11 protein-coding genes and 1 tRNA gene are annotated in these 18,267 nt (G+C 44.1%); 3 read left to right on the top strand and 9 right to left on the bottom strand.

Annotated elements, in window-relative coordinates; genetic code table 11:
• Position 1 precedes the first annotated feature (1 nt).
• The 5 genes from uvrY to G6R11_RS00795 form a co-directional block, all read right to left on the bottom strand.
• Positions 2-646 carry a UvrY/SirA/GacA family response regulator transcription factor gene (gene uvrY, locus G6R11_RS00815; RefSeq protein WP_163130432.1) on the bottom strand — a complete coding sequence of 215 codons (645 nt, stop codon included), beginning with the start codon at positions 644-646 and terminating at the stop codon, positions 2-4.
• Between the two features lie 245 nt (positions 647-891).
• Positions 892-982 (bottom strand) — tRNA-Ser (locus tag G6R11_RS00810).
• A gap of 155 nt (positions 983-1,137) precedes the next feature.
• On the bottom strand, positions 1,138-2,628 hold the full coding sequence (locus G6R11_RS00805; RefSeq protein WP_163130430.1) for a glutamate synthase subunit beta: 1,491 nt from the start codon (positions 2,626-2,628) through the stop codon (positions 1,138-1,140).
• Positions 2,629-2,637: 9 nt separating this feature from the next.
• Positions 2,638-7,284, bottom strand: a complete 4,647-nt coding sequence (gene gltB, locus G6R11_RS00800) for a glutamate synthase large subunit (RefSeq protein ID WP_163130427.1) — start codon at positions 7,282-7,284, stop codon at positions 2,638-2,640.
• Between the two features lie 510 nt (positions 7,285-7,794).
• Positions 7,795-8,715 (bottom strand): manganese-dependent inorganic pyrophosphatase, encoded by a 921-nt coding sequence (locus G6R11_RS00795; RefSeq protein WP_163130425.1) that lies wholly within the window; start codon positions 8,713-8,715, stop codon positions 7,795-7,797.
• Between the two features lie 303 nt (positions 8,716-9,018).
• Here G6R11_RS00795 and G6R11_RS00790 point away from each other — a divergent pair, with 303 nt between their 5' ends.
• Genes G6R11_RS00790 through G6R11_RS00780 form a run of 3 tightly spaced genes read left to right on the top strand, consistent with a single transcriptional unit; the run spans position 9,019 to position 12,172 of the window.
• Positions 9,019-9,684, top strand: coding sequence for a Bax inhibitor-1/YccA family protein (locus G6R11_RS00790; protein ID WP_163130422.1), 666 nt, complete (start codon positions 9,019-9,021; stop codon positions 9,682-9,684).
• 52 nt (positions 9,685-9,736) lie between these two features.
• The gene (locus G6R11_RS00785) at positions 9,737-11,806 is read left to right on the top strand and encodes an FUSC family membrane protein (protein ID WP_163130419.1); all 2,070 of its coding nucleotides are present in this window, start codon (positions 9,737-9,739) and stop codon (positions 11,804-11,806) included.
• Positions 11,807-11,842: 36 nt separating this feature from the next.
• The gene (locus G6R11_RS00780) at positions 11,843-12,172 is read left to right on the top strand and encodes a TusE/DsrC/DsvC family sulfur relay protein (protein WP_163130416.1); all 330 of its coding nucleotides are present in this window, start codon (positions 11,843-11,845) and stop codon (positions 12,170-12,172) included.
• A 58-nt stretch (positions 12,173-12,230) separates the two neighbouring features.
• On the opposite strand, the gene serS is transcribed toward G6R11_RS00780, so the two are convergent.
• From serS to G6R11_RS00760, 4 genes are all read right to left on the bottom strand, one after another.
• The gene (gene serS / locus G6R11_RS00775) at positions 12,231-13,520 is read right to left on the bottom strand and encodes a serine--tRNA ligase (protein WP_163130413.1); all 1,290 of its coding nucleotides are present in this window, start codon (positions 13,518-13,520) and stop codon (positions 12,231-12,233) included.
• 189 nt (positions 13,521-13,709) lie between these two features.
• A complete protein-coding gene (locus tag G6R11_RS00770) occupies positions 13,710-14,975 on the bottom strand; it encodes a replication-associated recombination protein A (RefSeq protein WP_370525608.1) in 1,266 nt (421 codons plus the stop codon).
• A 50-nt stretch (positions 14,976-15,025) separates the two neighbouring features.
• Complete coding sequence (lolA, locus tag G6R11_RS00765; RefSeq protein WP_163130407.1) at positions 15,026-15,631, bottom strand: outer membrane lipoprotein chaperone LolA; 606 nt, start codon at positions 15,629-15,631, stop codon at positions 15,026-15,028.
• Positions 15,632-15,639: 8 nt separating this feature from the next.
• On the bottom strand, positions 15,640-18,171 hold the full coding sequence (locus G6R11_RS00760; RefSeq protein ID WP_163130403.1) for a DNA translocase FtsK: 2,532 nt from the start codon (positions 18,169-18,171) through the stop codon (positions 15,640-15,642).
• Positions 18,172-18,267: the final 96 nt, after the last annotated feature.

Genomic DNA, 18,267 nt, shown 5'->3' with positions numbered 1-18,267 from the left:
ATTACAGCTTGTCGGTATCAATCATGCCGTGGCGAATGGCCAAGTGAGTTAGCTCTACATCGCCGCTAATATTAAGCTTGCTGAACAAGCGATAGCGATAAGAGTTCACCGTTTTAGGGCTTAAGCTTAACTGATCCGAGATATCCGTAACCTTTTCACCTTTGGTTATCATCAACATGATCTGTAACTCACGCTCAGACAAACTTTGAAAAGGATTATCTTCAGCAGGGTTAAACTGACTCAAGGCCATTTGCTGGGCAATTTCTGGCGATAGGTAACGTTGACCTACATTAACCGCGCGAATCGCTTGTAGCATTTCGTCTGGGCCAGCGCTTTTAGTTAGATAGCCACACGCACCTGCCTGCATAACCTTGGTAGGAAATGGGTTTTCGGTGTGAATGGTTAGTACGATAATCTTGGCGTCTGGATCGTAACGCAATATCTTGCGGGTAGCCTCTAAGCCACCAATACCAGGCATGTTCATATCCATTAAGATTACGTTGGCTTGGTTGTTTCTGCACCATTGAGCGGCTTTTTCTCCGCTCTCGGCTTCACCAACCACTTTAAATCCTCGAACGTCTTCTAAAATGCGACGGATCCCTGTACGCACTAGCTCATGATCGTCAACCAGAAATACGTTTATCAAGCGTTTTCTCCGCTGTAACTAAAACATCAATCTACTAATTGGGCGGGTTGCCAGACCTTGCATCGTCTGCGCAGCAAACTTTATATCCCATCAGGATAATAATTTAAAGGATTAAGCGGTATAAGTTTAGAGTAGAACTGAGATTATTGGCAGTTTGCGCAATAAACTAGCAATTTATCAATATTATATGTAAGGGAATACAGAAACGAAAAACGCCAGCGTAATGCTGGCGTTCTTCTAAATAATGGCGGAGGAGGAGAGATTTGAACTCTCGAAGGGCTATTAACCCTTGCCGGTTTTCAAGACCGGTGCATTCGACCACTCTGCCACCCCTCCGCAGCAACGGGGCGCATATTACCTAGCATTTTTCAGCTTGTAAACCGTCATTTTTGGATTTTTTAGAAAAGCTTCGCAATTGACTAATCACTAGCCGAATTTTGGCTATAAAAAAGCCCAGCATAAGCCGGGCTTTTTAGCTGTTTGTCTCGAGCTTACTTAGGCAAGTAACTCTTGCCCATTAAGAAGGTATCAACCGCTTGTGCAGCACCACGACCTTCGTTGATTGCCCATACAATCAAACTTTGACCACGACGCGCATCACCCGCTGCAAATACACCTTTAACGTTGGTTGCGTATTCACCGTAGGTAGCTTTAGCATTTGAACGGGCGTCTTTTTCAACACCTAGTTCATCAATAATGCCCGCTTCTGGTCCCATGAAGCCCATTGCTAGTAAAACTAGGTCAGCTTTAATTACTTCTTCGCTGCCTTTTACTGGCTCAGGAATCATTTGGCCGTTAGCGTTTTTAGTCCAGTTGATCTTAGTAGTGTGAACTTCAGTTACGTTACCCTGCTCGTCCCCCACCATCTTTTGCGTCATGACTAAGTAACGACGTGGATCTTCACCTTGGATTGCAATCGCTTCATCTTGACCGTAGTCACGCTTCAATGTGCGCTTAAACTCTGGCCAAGGGTTGTCTTGAGCACGTTCTTGCGGAGGCTGAGGCATAATCTCTAGCTGCATTACGTTCTTACAACCGTGACGCAATGAAGTACCTACACAGTCAGTACCGGTATCACCACCACCAATAACCACAACGTGCTTATCTTTAGCGCTAATGTAACGGCCATCTTCTAAGTTGCTGTCTAACAAGCTCTTAGTATTTTTACCCAAGAACTCCATCGCAAAGTGAACACCGTTTAACTGGCGACCTTCAACAGGCAGGTCACGTGGCACAGTTGCGCCAGTGGCCAGCAATAACGCATCAAAGTCTTCGTTCAAACGGTTAATAGAAATGTCTTTACCCACTTCTACTGAAGTTTTGAACACAATGCCTTCTTCACGCATGATTTCAATACGACGCTCTACGATCTCTTTTTGCAGCTTCATGTTCGGAATACCGTACATTAGCAAGCCACCGATACGGTCAGCACGTTCAAACACTGTCACTTTATGACCAGCAGAATTTAACTGAGCAGCCGCTGCTAAACCAGCAGGACCAGAGCCAACAATGGCCACTGTTTTACCGCTGCGCTTAGCTGGAATGTTAGGTTTAACCCAACCTTCCTTAAATGCACGCTCAATAATATTAACTTCTTGGCTCTTAATAGTTACTGGTGGAGCATTAATACCGAGTACACAAGAATCTTCACAAGGCGCCGGGCATACACGTCCGGTAAACTCTGGGAAGTTATTAGTTTTGTGTAAACGGTCAATCGCATCTTTCCAGCGACCACGGTAAACCAGGTCATTCCATTCTGGAATTAAGTTGTTAATTGGACACCCAGCTACGCGCGGGGCGTAGTCTGAGTCACCAGAATGACAAAAAGGAATACCACAATCCATACAGCGAGAAGCTTGGTCTTTAACTGCTTCTTCGCTCATAGGCGTTTTAACTTCTAGCCAATCTATCAAACGCTCTGCTGGGTCGCGGTCTGTCGATAGCTTCCTGTCTATTTCCATAAATCCCGTTGGATTTGCCATGTCTCTCTCCTAAACCGCTTCAGCTTTTTGTTTGGCTTGTTCAGCCTTGGCTTTTTTCGCTTGCGCTACGCTATCAAGGTGCATATCGAATGCAGCAACAGCTACATCGTAATCCGTTTCATGCTCGCCTGTAGCTTTTGCTTCTTTCATGTAATTTTGCATACGCTCGTAGTCGGTAGGCATTACACGAACGAACATGCTAAGCGCGTTATCCCAATCAGCTAGCAATTCTTTTGCTACATCAGAGCCTGTTTGCTCTAAGTGATTTTCGATTAATGCTTTTAGCTCTGCTGCTTCGGCTGCATCTTCAATGCCGCCTAGCTTAACCATTTCCATGTTACAACGTGAGGCGAATTGCTTGCTGCGGTCTAATACATAAGCTACACCGCCAGACATACCAGCAGCGAAGTTACGGCCTGTTTCACCAAGAATTACCGCTTTACCGCCAGTCATGTATTCACAACCGTGGTCACCTACACCTTCTACAATGGCTGTTACACCAGAGTTACGAACACAGAAACGCTCACCAGCAATACCGCGAATGTAAGCTTCACCAGAAGTACCACCAAAGAAGGCTACGTTACCTACAATGATGTTTTTGCGTGCTTCGAATGGGGCTTTTTCATCTGGGTAAACCACTAACTTGGCGCCAGATAGACCTTTACCGAAGTAATCGTTAGCATCGCCTTCTAGTTCAAACTTAATACCTTTAGCTGCAAAGGTACCGAAGCTTTGACCAGCACTACCGTTAAATTTAACTTCGATAGTATCTTCTGGTAGACCTTCTGCGCCGTAGCGTTTAGAAATCTCATTAGACAACATGGTTCCAACACTACGGTTGGTGTTGATGATTTCTGAACTTAGCGATACTTTCTCGCCAGATTCAAGCGCTTTAGCAGCGTCTTTAATCAACTGACGATCCACGATGTCGTGAATTAAGTGTTTTTGCTCTTGGCTGCAGTAAAGTGTTTCGTTACCGCTGTCATCAGCTTTGTAAAGGATTGGAGATAAATCCACACCTTTGTATTTCCAATGGTCTACATCGGTACGTGGCGTTAGACATTGGCTTTGACCTACCATCTCATTAATTGAGCGGAAGCCTAGCTCTGCCATAATCTCACGTAAGCCTTCAACCATCATCTTGAAGAAGTTAACAACGTGGTCAACTTGACCTGCGTAACGTTCACGCAAGCGGCGGTCTTGAGTCGCAATACCGACTGGACAAGTGTTCAGGTGACACTTACGCATCATGGTACAACCTTCTACTACTAGAGCAGCAGTTGCTACACCCCATTCTTCAGCACCTAGTAGCGTTGCTACGGCTAAATCGCGTGGCGTTTTAAGCTGACCATCGGCCTGTACTGTAATACGGCTACGTAATTTGTTTTGAATTAACGTTTGATGCGTTTCTGCTAGACCTAGCTCCCACGGTAGACCCGCGTGCTTAATTGAGCTAAGTGGAGAAGCACCTGTACCACCATCATAACCAGCAATAAGTACTACATCGGCGTAACCTTTACATACACCAGAAGCGATTGTACCTACGCCCGCTTCAGATACTAACTTAACGTTAATACGTGCATCACGGTTGGCATTTTTCAAATCGTAGATTAGCTGCGCTAAATCTTCGATAGAGTAAATGTCGTGGTGAGGTGGTGGTGAAATTAGACCAACACCTGGCGTTGAACCACGAGTTTTACCAATCCAAGCGTCAACTTTATCACCTGGTAACTGACCACCCTCGCCTGGTTTAGCACCCTGCGCCATCTTGATCTGTAGTTCTTCGGCATTAGCTAGGTAATGACTGGTTACACCAAAGCGACCAGAAGCAACCTGTTTGATCTTAGAGATCATTGAGTCGCCATTTTCCATCGGCTTGAAGCGAATTGGGTCTTCACCGCCCTCACCAGAGTTACTCTTACCGCCAATGCGGTTCATAGCAATTGCCAGTGTAGTGTGTGCTTCCCATGAAATAGAACCGAAGCTCATTGCACCAGTAGCAAAACGCTTAAGAATTGCCTCTGCTGATTCAACTTCACTTAGCGGCACACTTTCACGGTCCGACTTAAATTTAAGTAGGCCACGTAAAGTGAATGCTTCTTTAGCTTGGTTATCTACGTTTGCCGCGTATTCTTTAAATACTTTGTAGTCGTTAGTCGACGAAGCATTTTGCAACAAGCGAATAGTAGTTGGGTTAAATAGGTGACGCTCACCATCTTTACGCCAAGCGTAGTCACCACCGGTTTTCAGAATTAAATCACTGAATGGATTGTCGTCTGCAGGGAAACCATCACGGTGACGATTTAAAGCTTCAGTAGCAATACCGTCTAAGCTCAAACCTTCAATACGAGTTACTGTACCGGTGAAGTATTTTTTCACTACGTCTGAGTTAATACCTAGGGCTTCAAAGATTTGTGCACCTTGGTATGACTGCAGCGTTGAAATACCCATCTTCGAGAAGATTTTTAATAGGCCGCTGTTCACCGCTTTAGTGTAGCGCTCTACTACTTCATCGTTGCTTAGGCTGCTTTCAATAATCGCTTGGTCGCGCATATCAAGAAGCGTTTCAATCGCTAAGTAAGGGTTAACAGCTGCTGCGCCATAACCCAATACGGTAGCTAAGTGATGAGTTTCGCGAATATCACCAGATTCAACAATTAAATCAGCGTGAGCACGAATGCCCTCACGAATTAAGTAGTGGTGAACTGCTGCAGTAGCCAATACTGATGGTACTGCTGCGTGGTCACTGTCTACCTTACGGTCACTCAAAATAAGAATTGAGAATCCATCATCTACTGCATCTTTAGCGTGACGACAAATGCGCTCTAAGGCTTTTTCCAACTCATTCTCTGCGCCAGAAGCGTGGAACGTAGTATGAATAGTGGCTGCTTGGAAATGGTTATGGTCAATGCTACGTAGCTTAGCTAACTGCTCGTTAGTTAATACTGGTTGCTTGATTTCAACCTTACGACAATGCAGTGGTGTTTCTTCAAGTAAGTTTAAGTCCGCACCTACGTATGTACGCAGCGACATTACCATTTCTTCACGAATTGGGTCGATTGGCGGGTTAGTTACTTGCGCAAACAACTGCTTAAAGTAGTGCGATAAGTGCGGGTTTTTGTCAGATAAAATCGCTAACGGCGTATCTGTACCCATTGCACCTAGCGGCTCTTTAGAAGTACCTACCATCGGCTTTAATACCGCCGAGATATCTTCTTGGCTGTAGCCAAATGCTTTCTGACGTTTCTCTAAGCTGTGCTGCGTAGCAAAACGGTCGTAGCCTTCTGGTAGTGGCAGGTCGTCTAAAACAATCTTGTTTTCTTCTACCCATTTGCCATAAGGCTGAGTAGAACAAACAGTGTGTTTTACTTCGTCATCAGCAACAATGCGACCTTGTTCTAGATCAGCGATGAAGATTTTGCCTGGCTGCAAGCGGCCTTTTTGAACCACTTTAGATTGGTCTACAACCAAAGCACCAGTCTCTGAACCCATAACAACTAAGCCGTCATCAGTTACTAGGTAACGAGAAGGACGTAAACCATTACGGTCAAGCGTTGCGCCAATAACTTTACCATCGGTAAATGAAATTGAAGCAGGACCATCCCAAGGCTCCATGATGCAAGAGTAGTACTCGTAGAAGGCACGTTTCACAGGATCCATGTCTTCTTGAGTTTGCCAAGCTTCTGGCACAACCATCATCATTACTTGCTCAAGCGGGCGACCACTTAATACAAGCAGCTCTACACACATGTCTAGGTTTGCAGAGTCTGAACGAGAGATGTCACAAACTGGATTAATCATATCCAGTTCTTCTTTACTGAAATTAACACTTGCAAGCAAAGACTCGCGAGCACGCATCCAGTTTACGTTACCTTTAACAGTGTTAATTTCACCGTTGTGTGCAATGTAACGGAAAGGCTGTGCTAAGCGCCAAGCAGGGAAAGTGTTAGTTGAGAAACGCGAGTGGAACATAGCAATTGCTGATACCACACGAGGATCTTGAAGATCTAAATAATACTTACGAACTTGAGCAGTGGTTAACTGACCCTTGTACACAATAGTACGTGACGACATAGACGCCATGTAGAAGTCTTCGTTCACGCCAGCCACTGTTGCATCAGCGATGTGCAAAGTGTACTTACGTAAAACAAATAGCTTACGTTCGAACACTTGTTGGTCTAAGTCTGATGGGCGCGCAATGAACACTTGCTCTATCTGCGGCTCATTATCAAGAGAAGCTTGACCTAAGCTCGAGTTGTCTTTTGGAACTACGCGGTAACCTAATAAGGTTAAGCCTAGTTTCTCAATGTTACGGTTTAATATCTCGCGGCATTCGCGACGAATAGCTTCACCAGCTGGGAAGTAAACCATACCCACGCCATACTCACCTGGTTTAGGTAAGCTGAAGCCTAATTTTGTTACTTCTTCGTTAAAAAACTCATGAGGAAGCTGAATGAGAATACCGGCGCCGTCTCCACTATCTACGTCACAACCAGTACCACCACGATGTTCCATGCAAGTAAGCATGGTTAATGCGTTTTCGATCACATCATGACTTTTACGCCCTTTTAAGTGGGCAACGAATCCGATACCACAGCTATCGTGTTCGAATTCTGGCCTATAAAGGCTCTTATTGTGTTGAGTTATGTTTGTCATCCAGTAATTCCTATTTACTGCTATATTAATGTTATTCAGACCGACAGGACCTTAGACATCAATAGTATTTTCATTTAAAGAGGAGCCCCATCATCTATCGATGATGTGTGAACAACTACCTTTCACAGATAATTATTCTTTAAACCTCCAAAACAACAGCATTCAATAACGCAGGAGCTAGTCCATTCGTCACGAAAGTAAAGGAAATGCTACCACAGATATAAATTGAATTTCAGACTTGACTTGAAATTAAACACGATTTTTTTTTACAAAAATGCGTAACAGACTAAAAAAGCGCGTTTTTTCTCACAAATAGTGCAGAAAAATTCACTATCCGCTGAAAAATATCCCTTCAGTCATACCCTACGTAATAAAATAACGTAATTTGTAAATCAAAATAAGATATCTTGTTACTGAAAACGCTACCGAGGGTTACAAAATTTTCCCTGCCTACATTTACTTACAAAAAAGCCAGCGTTATACGCTGGCTTTGTATGAGTGAAATAGCCTTTAGACTACATCAAATTCACGCTGAAGCGGCGGCATAACCTGCTTCTTGCGGCTTACTACGCCAGGTAAGTCGATAACTGAGCCTTCGATTGTTCCACCTAAAGTTGCAGCAACCAAAGCCGCTTCGTCACTACAGATTAAACCGGTTGAGTTTAAAGTAGTAATGTCGGTCAGTAGAACAAGAGCAGTATGGTAGTTATTAGCTTGCTTAAGCGCCACTAATGCTGTTTCTAGTTCGTCTAAACGGGCTAACACAGGTTTAACTGATGTAAGCTCTAATTGAGCAATAGCGAATTGCTTACCGTTGATCTCATAGACTTTTTGGTCTCGTAGCACTAACTCGTCAGCAGGTACAGATGCAACGTCTGATTTAGCAGCAAATTGCTCGTCTGCAAATGCGTCAATGTCTGCTACGCCAGCTAACTTAGCAAGAGCTTCAGCTGCTTCGCGATCTACAGGTGTAAATGTTGGAGAATTAAACTTAACCGTGTCACTTAAAATAGCGCCTAACATTAGGGTTGCGGCTTCTTTACTAGGTGTAATATCAGCGGCTTGGTACATGCTGTATACAATAGTACAGCTACACCCTACTGGGCGGATCCAACACTCTACTGGCTCAGCTGTAGTGATATCACCTAGTTTGTGGTGATCAACAATTCCGCGGATATTGGCTTTTTTAGCGTCTTTTGGCGCTTGCCCCCAATCAGAGTAGTCAATTAGCCACACATCTTCACCGGCAATCTCTGTGCGTACTTCTGGCGCTGCAAAACCAATTTTGTCTAACAGAAATTTGGCTTCAGGATTAGGCTCACCTTGGGCAATCGCTGTTGCTGGTGTGCCTTGCTTGGTTAATAACTCTGCTAACGATATTGCACCCGCAATACTGTCGCAGTCTGGATTAGTATGTCCTAAAACTAACATCTGTTATCCGTCTCTCTTGTTCGTTGAATGGTTTAGGCAAACTGCCCTGTTAATAGGCTGATCATAGGGATATGTGATTCGGAGTGCAACACTACTGAGGTGTTAAGCCTAGTGATTTTTTCGCTTAAGCGAAGCAATTTTGTTAAGTAGTTGAGTGTCTTAGGAAATTGTTTGATGATGATTTGGTGAGGCTAAGCGCACTTTTAGATGGCAGATTTGATTTTATTTGTTAAAAAACTCGTTATACTAGAATTTCGTTTTACATAACTTAACGAATTAACTCAGTCATAACGGAGTGAAATAATGAATCAGCCGAGCACGATAAACTATAGCGCTGCATCGAAACTGGAAACAAATAAGGTATTGCGTAACACCTACGCCTTACTTTCGATGACCTTGTTTACCAGTGCAATTGCAGCATTCTTTGCAGTAGTAGCCGGAATTGGCCACTTAGCATCTATTGGTATGATGGTTGCCGCCATGGTAATCGTATTCTTCGTTCTACCTAAAAGCATTAACTCTTCAATGGGTTTGGTTTGGACTTTTGTATTTACAACCCTAATGGGTGGCTCACTAGGACCAATCCTTAGTCATTACCTACAGTTCCCGCAAGGCGGAGCAATTGTAATGCAAGCCTTAGGAATGACCGGTCTTATCTTCTTTGGTTTGTCAGGCTATGTACTTACCACCAAAAAAGACTTCTCTTTTATGAGCGGCTTTTTGATGGCGGGTTTAATAGTAGTTGTAGTGAGCATGTTACTTAACTTGTTCTTACAAATACCAATGCTTAGCCTAGCCATTAGTGGTGCAGCGGTAATGTTGTTTTCTGGCTTTATTCTTTATGATACCAGCAATATCATAAACGGAACCGAAACCAACTATATTCGAGCTACTATTTCTATGTACTTGAATGTATTTAATATCTTCGTAAACTTGTTACATATCTTAGGTTTCTTGAACGACGACTAAGCGATATTGCTGAAGGACTATCACGCCCTGTTCTTACAGGGCGTTTTTATTTATGGTACTAAATCTTAAACTAGACCCAGCCAAACTAAATTGGACCATAGCCTGCAAAGCAGCCGGCTTAGCTATGTTCATTCTTAGCTTGGGCTTAGTGTTTAATTTAGATTTTGCCCTAACGGCTACACTTGGCGTGGTTGCAGCAGGCTTAGCCGACAGCCCTGACTTTTATCAACATCGTGTTCAAAGCACGCTATTGATGATGGCCAGTTTTTCCTTAGCCAGTATCTCGGTCACCTTATTGTTCTGCTGGCCTTGGCTGTTTGCCATTGGTTTATTTTGCTCCACTTACCTGTTTATGCGAATGCCTGTGCTTGGGCAAAAGTATGGTGCAATCTCCCTCTGTTCCTTGATCATCGCTATTTACACCATGCTGGGTTACAACACCTACGACAACCCTTGGCTACAGCCCTTTTGGCTAGTGGTTGGCGCCTTAAGTTATGCCCTACTCTCGTTGTTAATCAACGCCCTTTACCCAACGCGTTGGCTAGACAAACAATTAGATCAGATATTCAAGCAAATTAGTCTTTATCAATTAACTAAAACCCGTTTGTTTCAACGTGAAGCCAACATCACTGACATACAGGTAAAGTTAACAGCTCAAAGCGCCGATATCGCTGAGCAACTTGGGGTAATACGCCATGGACTATATGTTTACCAACAACGTAACAAACAGCATGTTGGGTCTAGCCAAATGGACCGTTTCTTTAAAGCCCAACTGCTACATGAGCGATTAAGCTCTTCGCACCTAGACTACCAACGCTTACAACGCGTATTACCAAGGACTTTACTCGCTGACACTAGAGCAGTTCTAGTAAGAATAGCGCGGGTGATTGGCGCAAAACACCTTGATTCAAGTGCAGAACAAGAGTTGATTACTGCGGTTGAACAACTAGAAGCGGATCGTTCAAACCTTAAAGATGTTCCACCGCGCTTTGCTTATATGCTGAAAAACCTGCACAAAGTGATTGCTTTGTGTTTTCACGAGCAACATTTTCCAGAGCCAGAACAAAGCTTTTCACCTTTTACTCAAATATCACTTAAACAATACCTGTCACAAGCCGTTGATCTCAGTCTGAGCGTTAATCGCCATGCTTTGCGCATGGCTACATTGATGCTACTTGCTTATGGCCTGATTCAGCTGTCGGGTGACGAACATGCCTATTGGCTTATGCTAAGTTGCTTACTGGTAGTAAAACCTAATTATCACGACACCAAGAAACGCGTAGATAAACGAGTGTATGGCACTATAGCCGGGGTTGGCTTTGCAGCCGCGCTAAGCTACCTACAGCTTCCAGATATTGCACTTACCTCACTGATACCCGGCCTTGTATTGTTATTCTTTTTATTCTTCCACTTTAATTACGCAATATCGGTTGCGATGATTACGGTATTTGTTGCCATTTCCCTCGACATTCAAGGCTACCCCGCTAACGAAGCGCTAATAGTGCGAGCGTTAGTCACGGTAATGGGTGCACTTATGGCGATGGCGGCGCTTCGCTATTTATGGCCTGATTGGCAACACAAACAAAGCCGCAAAATCATTAGTCAATTGTTTGCCAATATAGCTAACTACCAGACCGCCATTTTCAACCAGTATTTTAACGCCGATGTTGAAGAAACCACCAATTTTCGTCTAAGCCGCTACCACGCTTATCAAAGCGAGGCTGAGTTGGTAAGGCATTGGCAATACATGCTTGCAGAGCCCAGCCGTAAGCAACGCTTATCGCCAGATTTATACCAACTTGTGGGCTTAAGCCATCACCTGCTCTCGCATCTCTCCGCGCTATCAACCCACCGCACCCAACTGCAATCAAATCAAGCGGCTGAGCGCTTGGCGTGTTTAGGCGAGTTAATTCAAAACGAGCTGCAGTTAATGCACGATTACTTATTACTTAAAGGCCCAAACCGCCCCATCGTTCAAGCTAACAATGAGTCTTTTACGCGAGCCATTAATCAGCTTCTTCCACAGCTGGTTGGTAACGAGCTATTAATTGCATATCAACTGCAGCTAATTGGCAAAGATTTGAAGAAAATTCGCCAACTACTAGTAAATGGTAAGTGGTAAACTAGCCACAAGTTAAAGATAGATACGAATAATATAATGATTGAATTCAACGGCCAGCAATACGAAACCGATAAAAATGGCTACTTGATCGACATAGACAGTTGGTCAGAAGATCTTGCAGCCCATATAGCCAAACTTGAAGAGATTGAAATGAGTGAGGCTCATTGGGAAGTTGTAAGATTTGTCCGCAACTTCTACTTAGAGTTTAATACTTCGCCCGCCATGCGTGCTTTAGTTAAAGCAATGGCCAAAAAATTTGGACCCGAGAAAGGCAATAGCCGTTACCTGTACAAGCTATTTCCACAGGGACCGGCAAAACAAGCCACTAAGGTTGCTGGCTTACCTAAACCAGTAAAGTGTATTTAGTACCTGAATTACATACAAAAAAAGCGCCTAAAGGCGCTTTTTTTATTTTAATTAACGCTTATACCGCGATAGTTTCTAAGCCGCCCATATAAGGCTTCAATACTTCTGGAACCTTAATGCTACCATCGGCATTTTGGTAGTTCTCTAATATAGCCACCAAGGTACGACCAACAGCTAAACCAGAACCATTTAGTGAGTGCAGCAACTCAGGCTTCTTAGCACCGGTAGCACGAAAACGCGCTTGCATACGACGCGCTTGAAAGTCTTCACAGTTAGATACTGATGAGATTTCACGGTAGGCATTTTGCGCAGGAACCCATACTTCTAAATCGTAGGTTTTAGTAGCACCAAAGCCCATGTCACCAGTACATAGGGTTACTACTCGGTAAGGTAGCTCTAGTTTTTGTAGAATGTTCTCAGCATGTTGGCGCATTTCTTCTAAGGCTTCGTAAGATTTCTCAGGATGAACCAATTGCACCATTTCTACTTTGTCGAATTGATGCTGACGAATCAATCCACGCGTATCGCGGCCATAAGATCCCGCTTCACTACGAAAACACGGCGTATGAGCAGTCATTCTAATCGGCAGTTCAGCTTCTTCTACAATGCTGTCGCGTAACATATTGGTTAGCGGTACTTCAGCCGTTGGAATTAAGCTCATGCCAACACCTTCTTCGGTAGCTGGCTGGGTATGGAACAAGTCTTTACCAAATTTTGGCATTTGACCGGTACCATACAAAGAGTCGGAGTTAACCAAGTACGGAACGTACATTTCTTGGTAGCCGTGCTCTTCAGTGTGGGTATCAAGCATAAACTGAGCGATAGCACGGTGTAACTTGGCAATCTTGCCTTTCATTACTATAAAACGAGAGCCACTAATTTTTACCGCATTAGCAAAATCTAGCCCTTGTAAATCGCTACCTACATCAACGTGATCTTTAACCTCAAAGTCAAAGCTAGGCAATTCACCCCAAGTGTGTAGCTCAACGTTTTCGTCTTCGTCTTTTCCAATAGGAGCACTTGGGTGAGGAAGATTAGGCAAGGTTAACGAGTAGTCTTTAATTTCTTCTAGCAGTTCGTTGAGTTCTGCTTTGGCTGCATCTAACTTTTCACCAAGTTGGCCTACTTCGGCTAACAGTGGCGCAATGTCTTCACCGCGCCCTTTAGCTTGCCCGATAGACTTGGAACGGGTATTACGCTCATTTTGCAGTTCTTGGGTACGAACTTGTAGCTCTTTACGACGACTTTCTAAGTCAGTCAATCGTGCTACATCTAGTTCAAATCCACGAGTCTTTAAGCGCTCTGCGGTGGTTTCTATTTCGCCGCGCAACAAATTAGCGTCTAACATTCAATAACCTACTTCCAATTCAAATCGTTAATTAAAAACAATGCTAAACAAGCCTACTCGGAAAAGTTTAAGCACTGTTAATGACTTAGTGTCCAAAACGAGCTTATTATAAAGCAACTACTTACAGACACAATCAGGCTTTAAGCTTGATTGTGCAATATAAAGATAATAACTGTTATTTAATCCAAGCTATGGCGATTGCTTGTCCAAGTTTCTTAGGTATTCGAGCTTTTCTGCTATTTGCTTTTCTAAGCCGCGTTGTTCGGGATGGTAAAACTGCGTCCCTAACAAAGCATCAGGCAAATATTGCTGACCAGCTGAGTAAGCATTGGGCTCGTCATGAGAATAGCGGTACTCTGCCCCATAGCCCAGTTCGGCCATCAGTTTAGTAGGCGCGTTTCTCAGGTGCACTGGCACTTCGGTATCACCGTATTCTTTAGCTGCCACTCTGGCTGCTTTAAATGCGGTATATACAGAGTTACTTTTAGGGGCACAGGCTAAGTAGACAACCGCCTGAGCAATTGCTCGCTCGCCTTCTGCGGCTCCTACTCGAGTAAAACAATCCCAGGCACTTACCGCTATTTGCATCGCACGAGGGTCAGCATTGCCGACATCTTCAGAGGCAATCGCTAAACAACGACGAGCGACCGCTAGCGGATCGCCACTGGCTTCTAAGATGCGGCAGTACCAAAATAAGGCGGCATCAGGCGAAGATCCTCGTATAGATTTATGTAAAGCAGAGAGCAAGTCGTAATACTTATCGCCGCCCTTATCGATGTGGCTATAACGCTCTCCGGCTACTTGCTTGAGCAAGTCAAAGCTCAATAGTTTTTGCTGACCATCATTCTCAGCCAGTTCACTCATCATCTCTAGTAAGTTTAACGCCCGTCGAGCGTCGCCACTCACTAAGTTGGCAAGCGTATCTAACACGCCTTCTTCAAAATTCAGTTTTTGTTGCTTTAACAGCTCATCTTGGTTTATCGCTCTGTCGAGTAGCTGCAAAATAGCGGTGCTATCTAAAGCGCGCAGAACATAGGTTTTTGCCCGAGATAACAAAGCGTTATTAAGTTCGAAAGATGGATTCTCGGTGGTGGCACCAATAAAAATAACCGTACCATTTTCTACATAAGGCAAAAATGCATCTTGCTGGCTTTTATTAAAGCGATGCACTTCATCTACAAATAGTATGGTGCGTCGGCTAACCTGTTTGTTTTGTAAGGCGCGGTCTATCGCTGCTCTAACTTCTTTAATGCCGCCAGTTACCGCCGAGATTTTTTCAACTTCGGCGTCGGCATACAGAGCAGCTAATTCAGCAATTGTGGTTTTTCCTGTGCCAGGAGGGCCCCAAAGAATCATTGAGTGCAGCTGTCCAGAAGAAATCGCTTTATGGAGCGGTTTGTCACCAGCCAAGATATGTTGTTGGCCAACATAATGCTCTAACTTACTGGGCCGCATTCTAGCAGCTAGAGGCCGAAAGTCGGCCTCAAAGTTTAGCTCAAGGCTCATTAGCGCTGATCATCAATCATGGTATTTTTTGGGATTTCAAAGCTAAACAACTTGTCACTAAAGCTTGGGTTAGCTTTAAAGCCCTGAAGATCAAATTGGCTACGTTGGCCAGTGCTTTCGATAATATCAAAACGAGAAATGCTGTTATCTGCATTTAGTTTTACCCAAAAAGCAGCTTGCAGAGGATCATCTTTCGACTTAACTAAAAATCCCTGCTGTTGTTTCTCAACCTGATAATTTTGCCAGCTCTCGCTGCGGTCATCGGCTAACAGAATGAACGGCGATTGGTTGATTGCTGCACTTGCGTCCATAATGGTCACTTGCTCGACAAACGGACTGTAGTACCAAATGGTTGAACCATCAGACACTATCATGTCTTGTTCGGGCATTACCTGTTGCCAATTTAACTTTACAGGCCTAGCTAAGCTTAGCTTTCCTTCCGCTTCATGAATGCTTACGCCATCGGCATCTATCACTGTTTGCTTAAACTGCGCCTGAAACCCCTTTAAATCTGCAAGATGGGCGCGTAGCTCGTCAGCCGCTTCATTAGCAAAAGCTTGGGCAGACAACAATGCAGCAAAACTTATACTCAGTAATTTTTTCATCTTTTCTCTTAATCAATTTTCACCGGCGGTGGAGCGATAACTTCCCGGTTACCGTTATGACCTGGTGCACTAACAATGCCCTGAGCTTCCATTTGCTCAACAATACGAGCGGCGCGGTTATAACCAATTTTAAACTTACGTTGTACTCCAGATACAGAACCACGTCGGGTTTCGGTAACATGCATAACAGCTTGATCAAACAAAGCATCTAGCTCTTCGTCAGACTCTGCAACTTCGCCAGGCAACATCGCGTCAGGCCCTGCTTCGCCATTTAGAATTTCATCGATGTAATCTGGTTCACCCCGCTCTTTCCAAGCCGATACCACAGCGTGTACTTCGTGGTCATCAACAAATGCTCCGTGAACACGGGTTGGTACACCCGTACCCGCAGGAAGGTATAGCATATCACCCATACCCAATAGGGTTTCAGCACCCTGTTGGTCAAGAATAGTACGAGAATCGATACGGCTTGATACTTGGAAGGCCATACGTGTAGGAATATTTGCTTTAATCAAGCCGGTTATAACATCCACAGAAGGACGCTGTGTAGCAAGTACTAAATGAATACCAGCGGCACGGGCTTTTTGTGCAATACGCGCAATTAACTCTTCAACCTTTTTACCCACAATCATCATCATGTCGGCAAACTCGTCGATGATAACCACGATGTGAGGCAGTTTTTCTAAGGTAGGCGCTGTTTCAGCCATGCTGTCTTCCGGCTTCCACAATGGGTCAACAATCGGATTACCAGATTCAATCGCATCGACCACTTTTTGGTTGAAGCCCTTAAGGTTTCGCACACCCATGGCAGACATTAACTTGTAGCGCCGTTCCATTTCACCTACACACCAGCGTAAGGCATTGGCGGCTTCTTTCATGTCGGTAACAACTTCAGATAGTAGATGAGGAATGCCCTCGTAGACCGACAGCTCCAACATTTTGGGATCAATCATAATCATCCGAACATCTTCTGGCGTAGATTTATACAGAAGACTGACAATCATGACGTTTACACCAACAGACTTACCCGAACCCGTAGTACCAGCAACCAATAAGTGAGGCATTTTAGCTAAGTCAGCCACAACTGGCTGGCCAGCAATGTCTTTGCCCAATACCATCGCCAAAGGCGATTTCGATTGATGGAAAGTGCTGCTATCAATCACTTCGCTTAAATAAACGATTTCTCGGTAACGGTTTGGCAGTTCTAAACCAATTACCGATTTACCAGGGATTACTTCTACCACCCGAACGCTAATTGCTGACAATGCACGCGCTAAATCTTTAGACAAGTTTGTGATTTTACTCACCTTCACCCCAGGCGCTAAATCTAGCTCAAAACGGGTAATCACTGGGCCAGGGTGAACGGCAACAACGTTTGCTTGAATATTAAAGTCGAGCAACTTAGCTTCAACTAAGCGTGAGACCTGCTCTAACTCTTCTGGTGATATTGGGTTGGCCTTTTTATCTGGCCTATCCAATAGATTCATATCGGGTAAACGGCTTAGCCTTGGCTGAGCGGGTTTAGCTTGAACAGCAGGTTTTGACACAGGCGGCTTGGCTACAGCGACAGACTCTCCGTCAAATGGAATGTCTGGCATAGGCTCAGGCGCGGTGTCATCAAGAATGACGCTAGGAGGGTCTATCGCTTCGTCTTCATAAGCAAACTCAATATCTTCTTTAGCTTGCGAAAGCTCGGCCTCAAAATCAGTCTCCATAGAGAAACTTGGCTCGATAGCTACCGAATCATTTTCGGTTTCTGATTGAATAGCCTGTTCGAACGTTGGTTCTTGATAAGCATTTTGCTCTTCTACAAAATCGGTTTGGCGCTCAGCATCACCTTCATTAAGGGGACTTTGCTGTGATTCTTGTTGAGAAGGCTCTGCTACAAAGTCTCGCATTAAGACATCTTGCTCTATTTCACGTTGTTTTTTATTTCGTAAACGCTCTGGAAAACCAACAACCGCAAGATAAGCTGAATTAAGCCCACCACCCAGTTGTTCAACAAATTGAACCCAAGACTGTCCGGTAAACAAAGTAATACCACCGGCAAACACGGCTAATAAAATAATGCTGGTGCCAAGTAAACCAAACACCGGAATCATTAGCTGAGTGAAGATATCTCCCACTAAGCCTCCTGAAGAAAAGAAATGAAAATCGTCAATATGAATGCTCGCCAGCGTGGTTAAGCTAGCGAAAGTGAAAACAAAACCAATAAGCCTTAAGCCTAAAGTGAAGAAGTTTACTTGGGCTATAGGACAAGGACGCCAAAACAGCGCCCAAGCCAACAACGCGCAAATAAACGGCATGCTATAAGCCATAAAACCAAAGCTAAACAACAGTAAGTCGGCAAACCATGCACCAGAGCTTCCTGCAGCATTGGCAATACTTTGCTGACCAGCAGTTTGCGACCAACTAGGATCGCTCGGATTAAAACTTAATAAGGCTACCATTAGGTAAACACCTAAAGCGCCCATTGCGATGGCACCAACTTCCGCAATTCGAGCAAAGCCAGACAATTTGTTGTCTGTAGTATCTGTCACAAGCGTTCCCTTGAACTAAAAATATCCAATAATTATTCTGTTTGGCTAAAAACAAAACAAGCGGCTATAGCCGCTTGTTTAACTTTATCAAAAATG

The organism is Agarivorans sp. Alg241-V36, from assembly GCF_900537085.1.
Classification (GTDB): domain Bacteria; phylum Pseudomonadota; class Gammaproteobacteria; order Enterobacterales; family Celerinatantimonadaceae; genus Agarivorans.
The sequence above is the reverse complement of the archived record's forward strand: the minus strand, read 5'-3'. Positions and strand labels throughout refer to the sequence as shown.

Excerpts from the sequence above, each read along its gene's own strand:
- serS (WP_163130413.1), bottom strand. The coding sequence starts at position 13,520 with ATGTTAGACGCTAATTTGTTGCGCGGCGAAATAGAAACCACCGCAGAG.
- G6R11_RS00770 (WP_370525608.1), bottom strand. The coding sequence starts at position 14,975 with ATGCGGCCCAGTAAGTTAGAGCATTATGTTGGCCAACAACATATCTTG.
- G6R11_RS00805 (WP_163130430.1), bottom strand. The coding sequence starts at position 2,628 with ATGGCAAATCCAACGGGATTTATGGAAATAGACAGGAAGCTATCGACA.
- G6R11_RS00780 (WP_163130416.1), top strand. The coding sequence starts at position 11,843 with ATGATTGAATTCAACGGCCAGCAATACGAAACCGATAAAAATGGCTAC.
- G6R11_RS00795 (WP_163130425.1), bottom strand. The coding sequence starts at position 8,715 with ATGTTAGTTTTAGGACATACTAATCCAGACTGCGACAGTATTGCGGGT.
- gltB (WP_163130427.1), bottom strand. The coding sequence starts at position 7,284 with ATGACAAACATAACTCAACACAATAAGAGCCTTTATAGGCCAGAATTC.
- G6R11_RS00785 (WP_163130419.1), top strand. The coding sequence starts at position 9,737 with ATGGTACTAAATCTTAAACTAGACCCAGCCAAACTAAATTGGACCATA.
- G6R11_RS00790 (WP_163130422.1), top strand. The coding sequence starts at position 9,019 with ATGAATCAGCCGAGCACGATAAACTATAGCGCTGCATCGAAACTGGAA.
- lolA (WP_163130407.1), bottom strand. The coding sequence starts at position 15,631 with ATGAAAAAATTACTGAGTATAAGTTTTGCTGCATTGTTGTCTGCCCAA.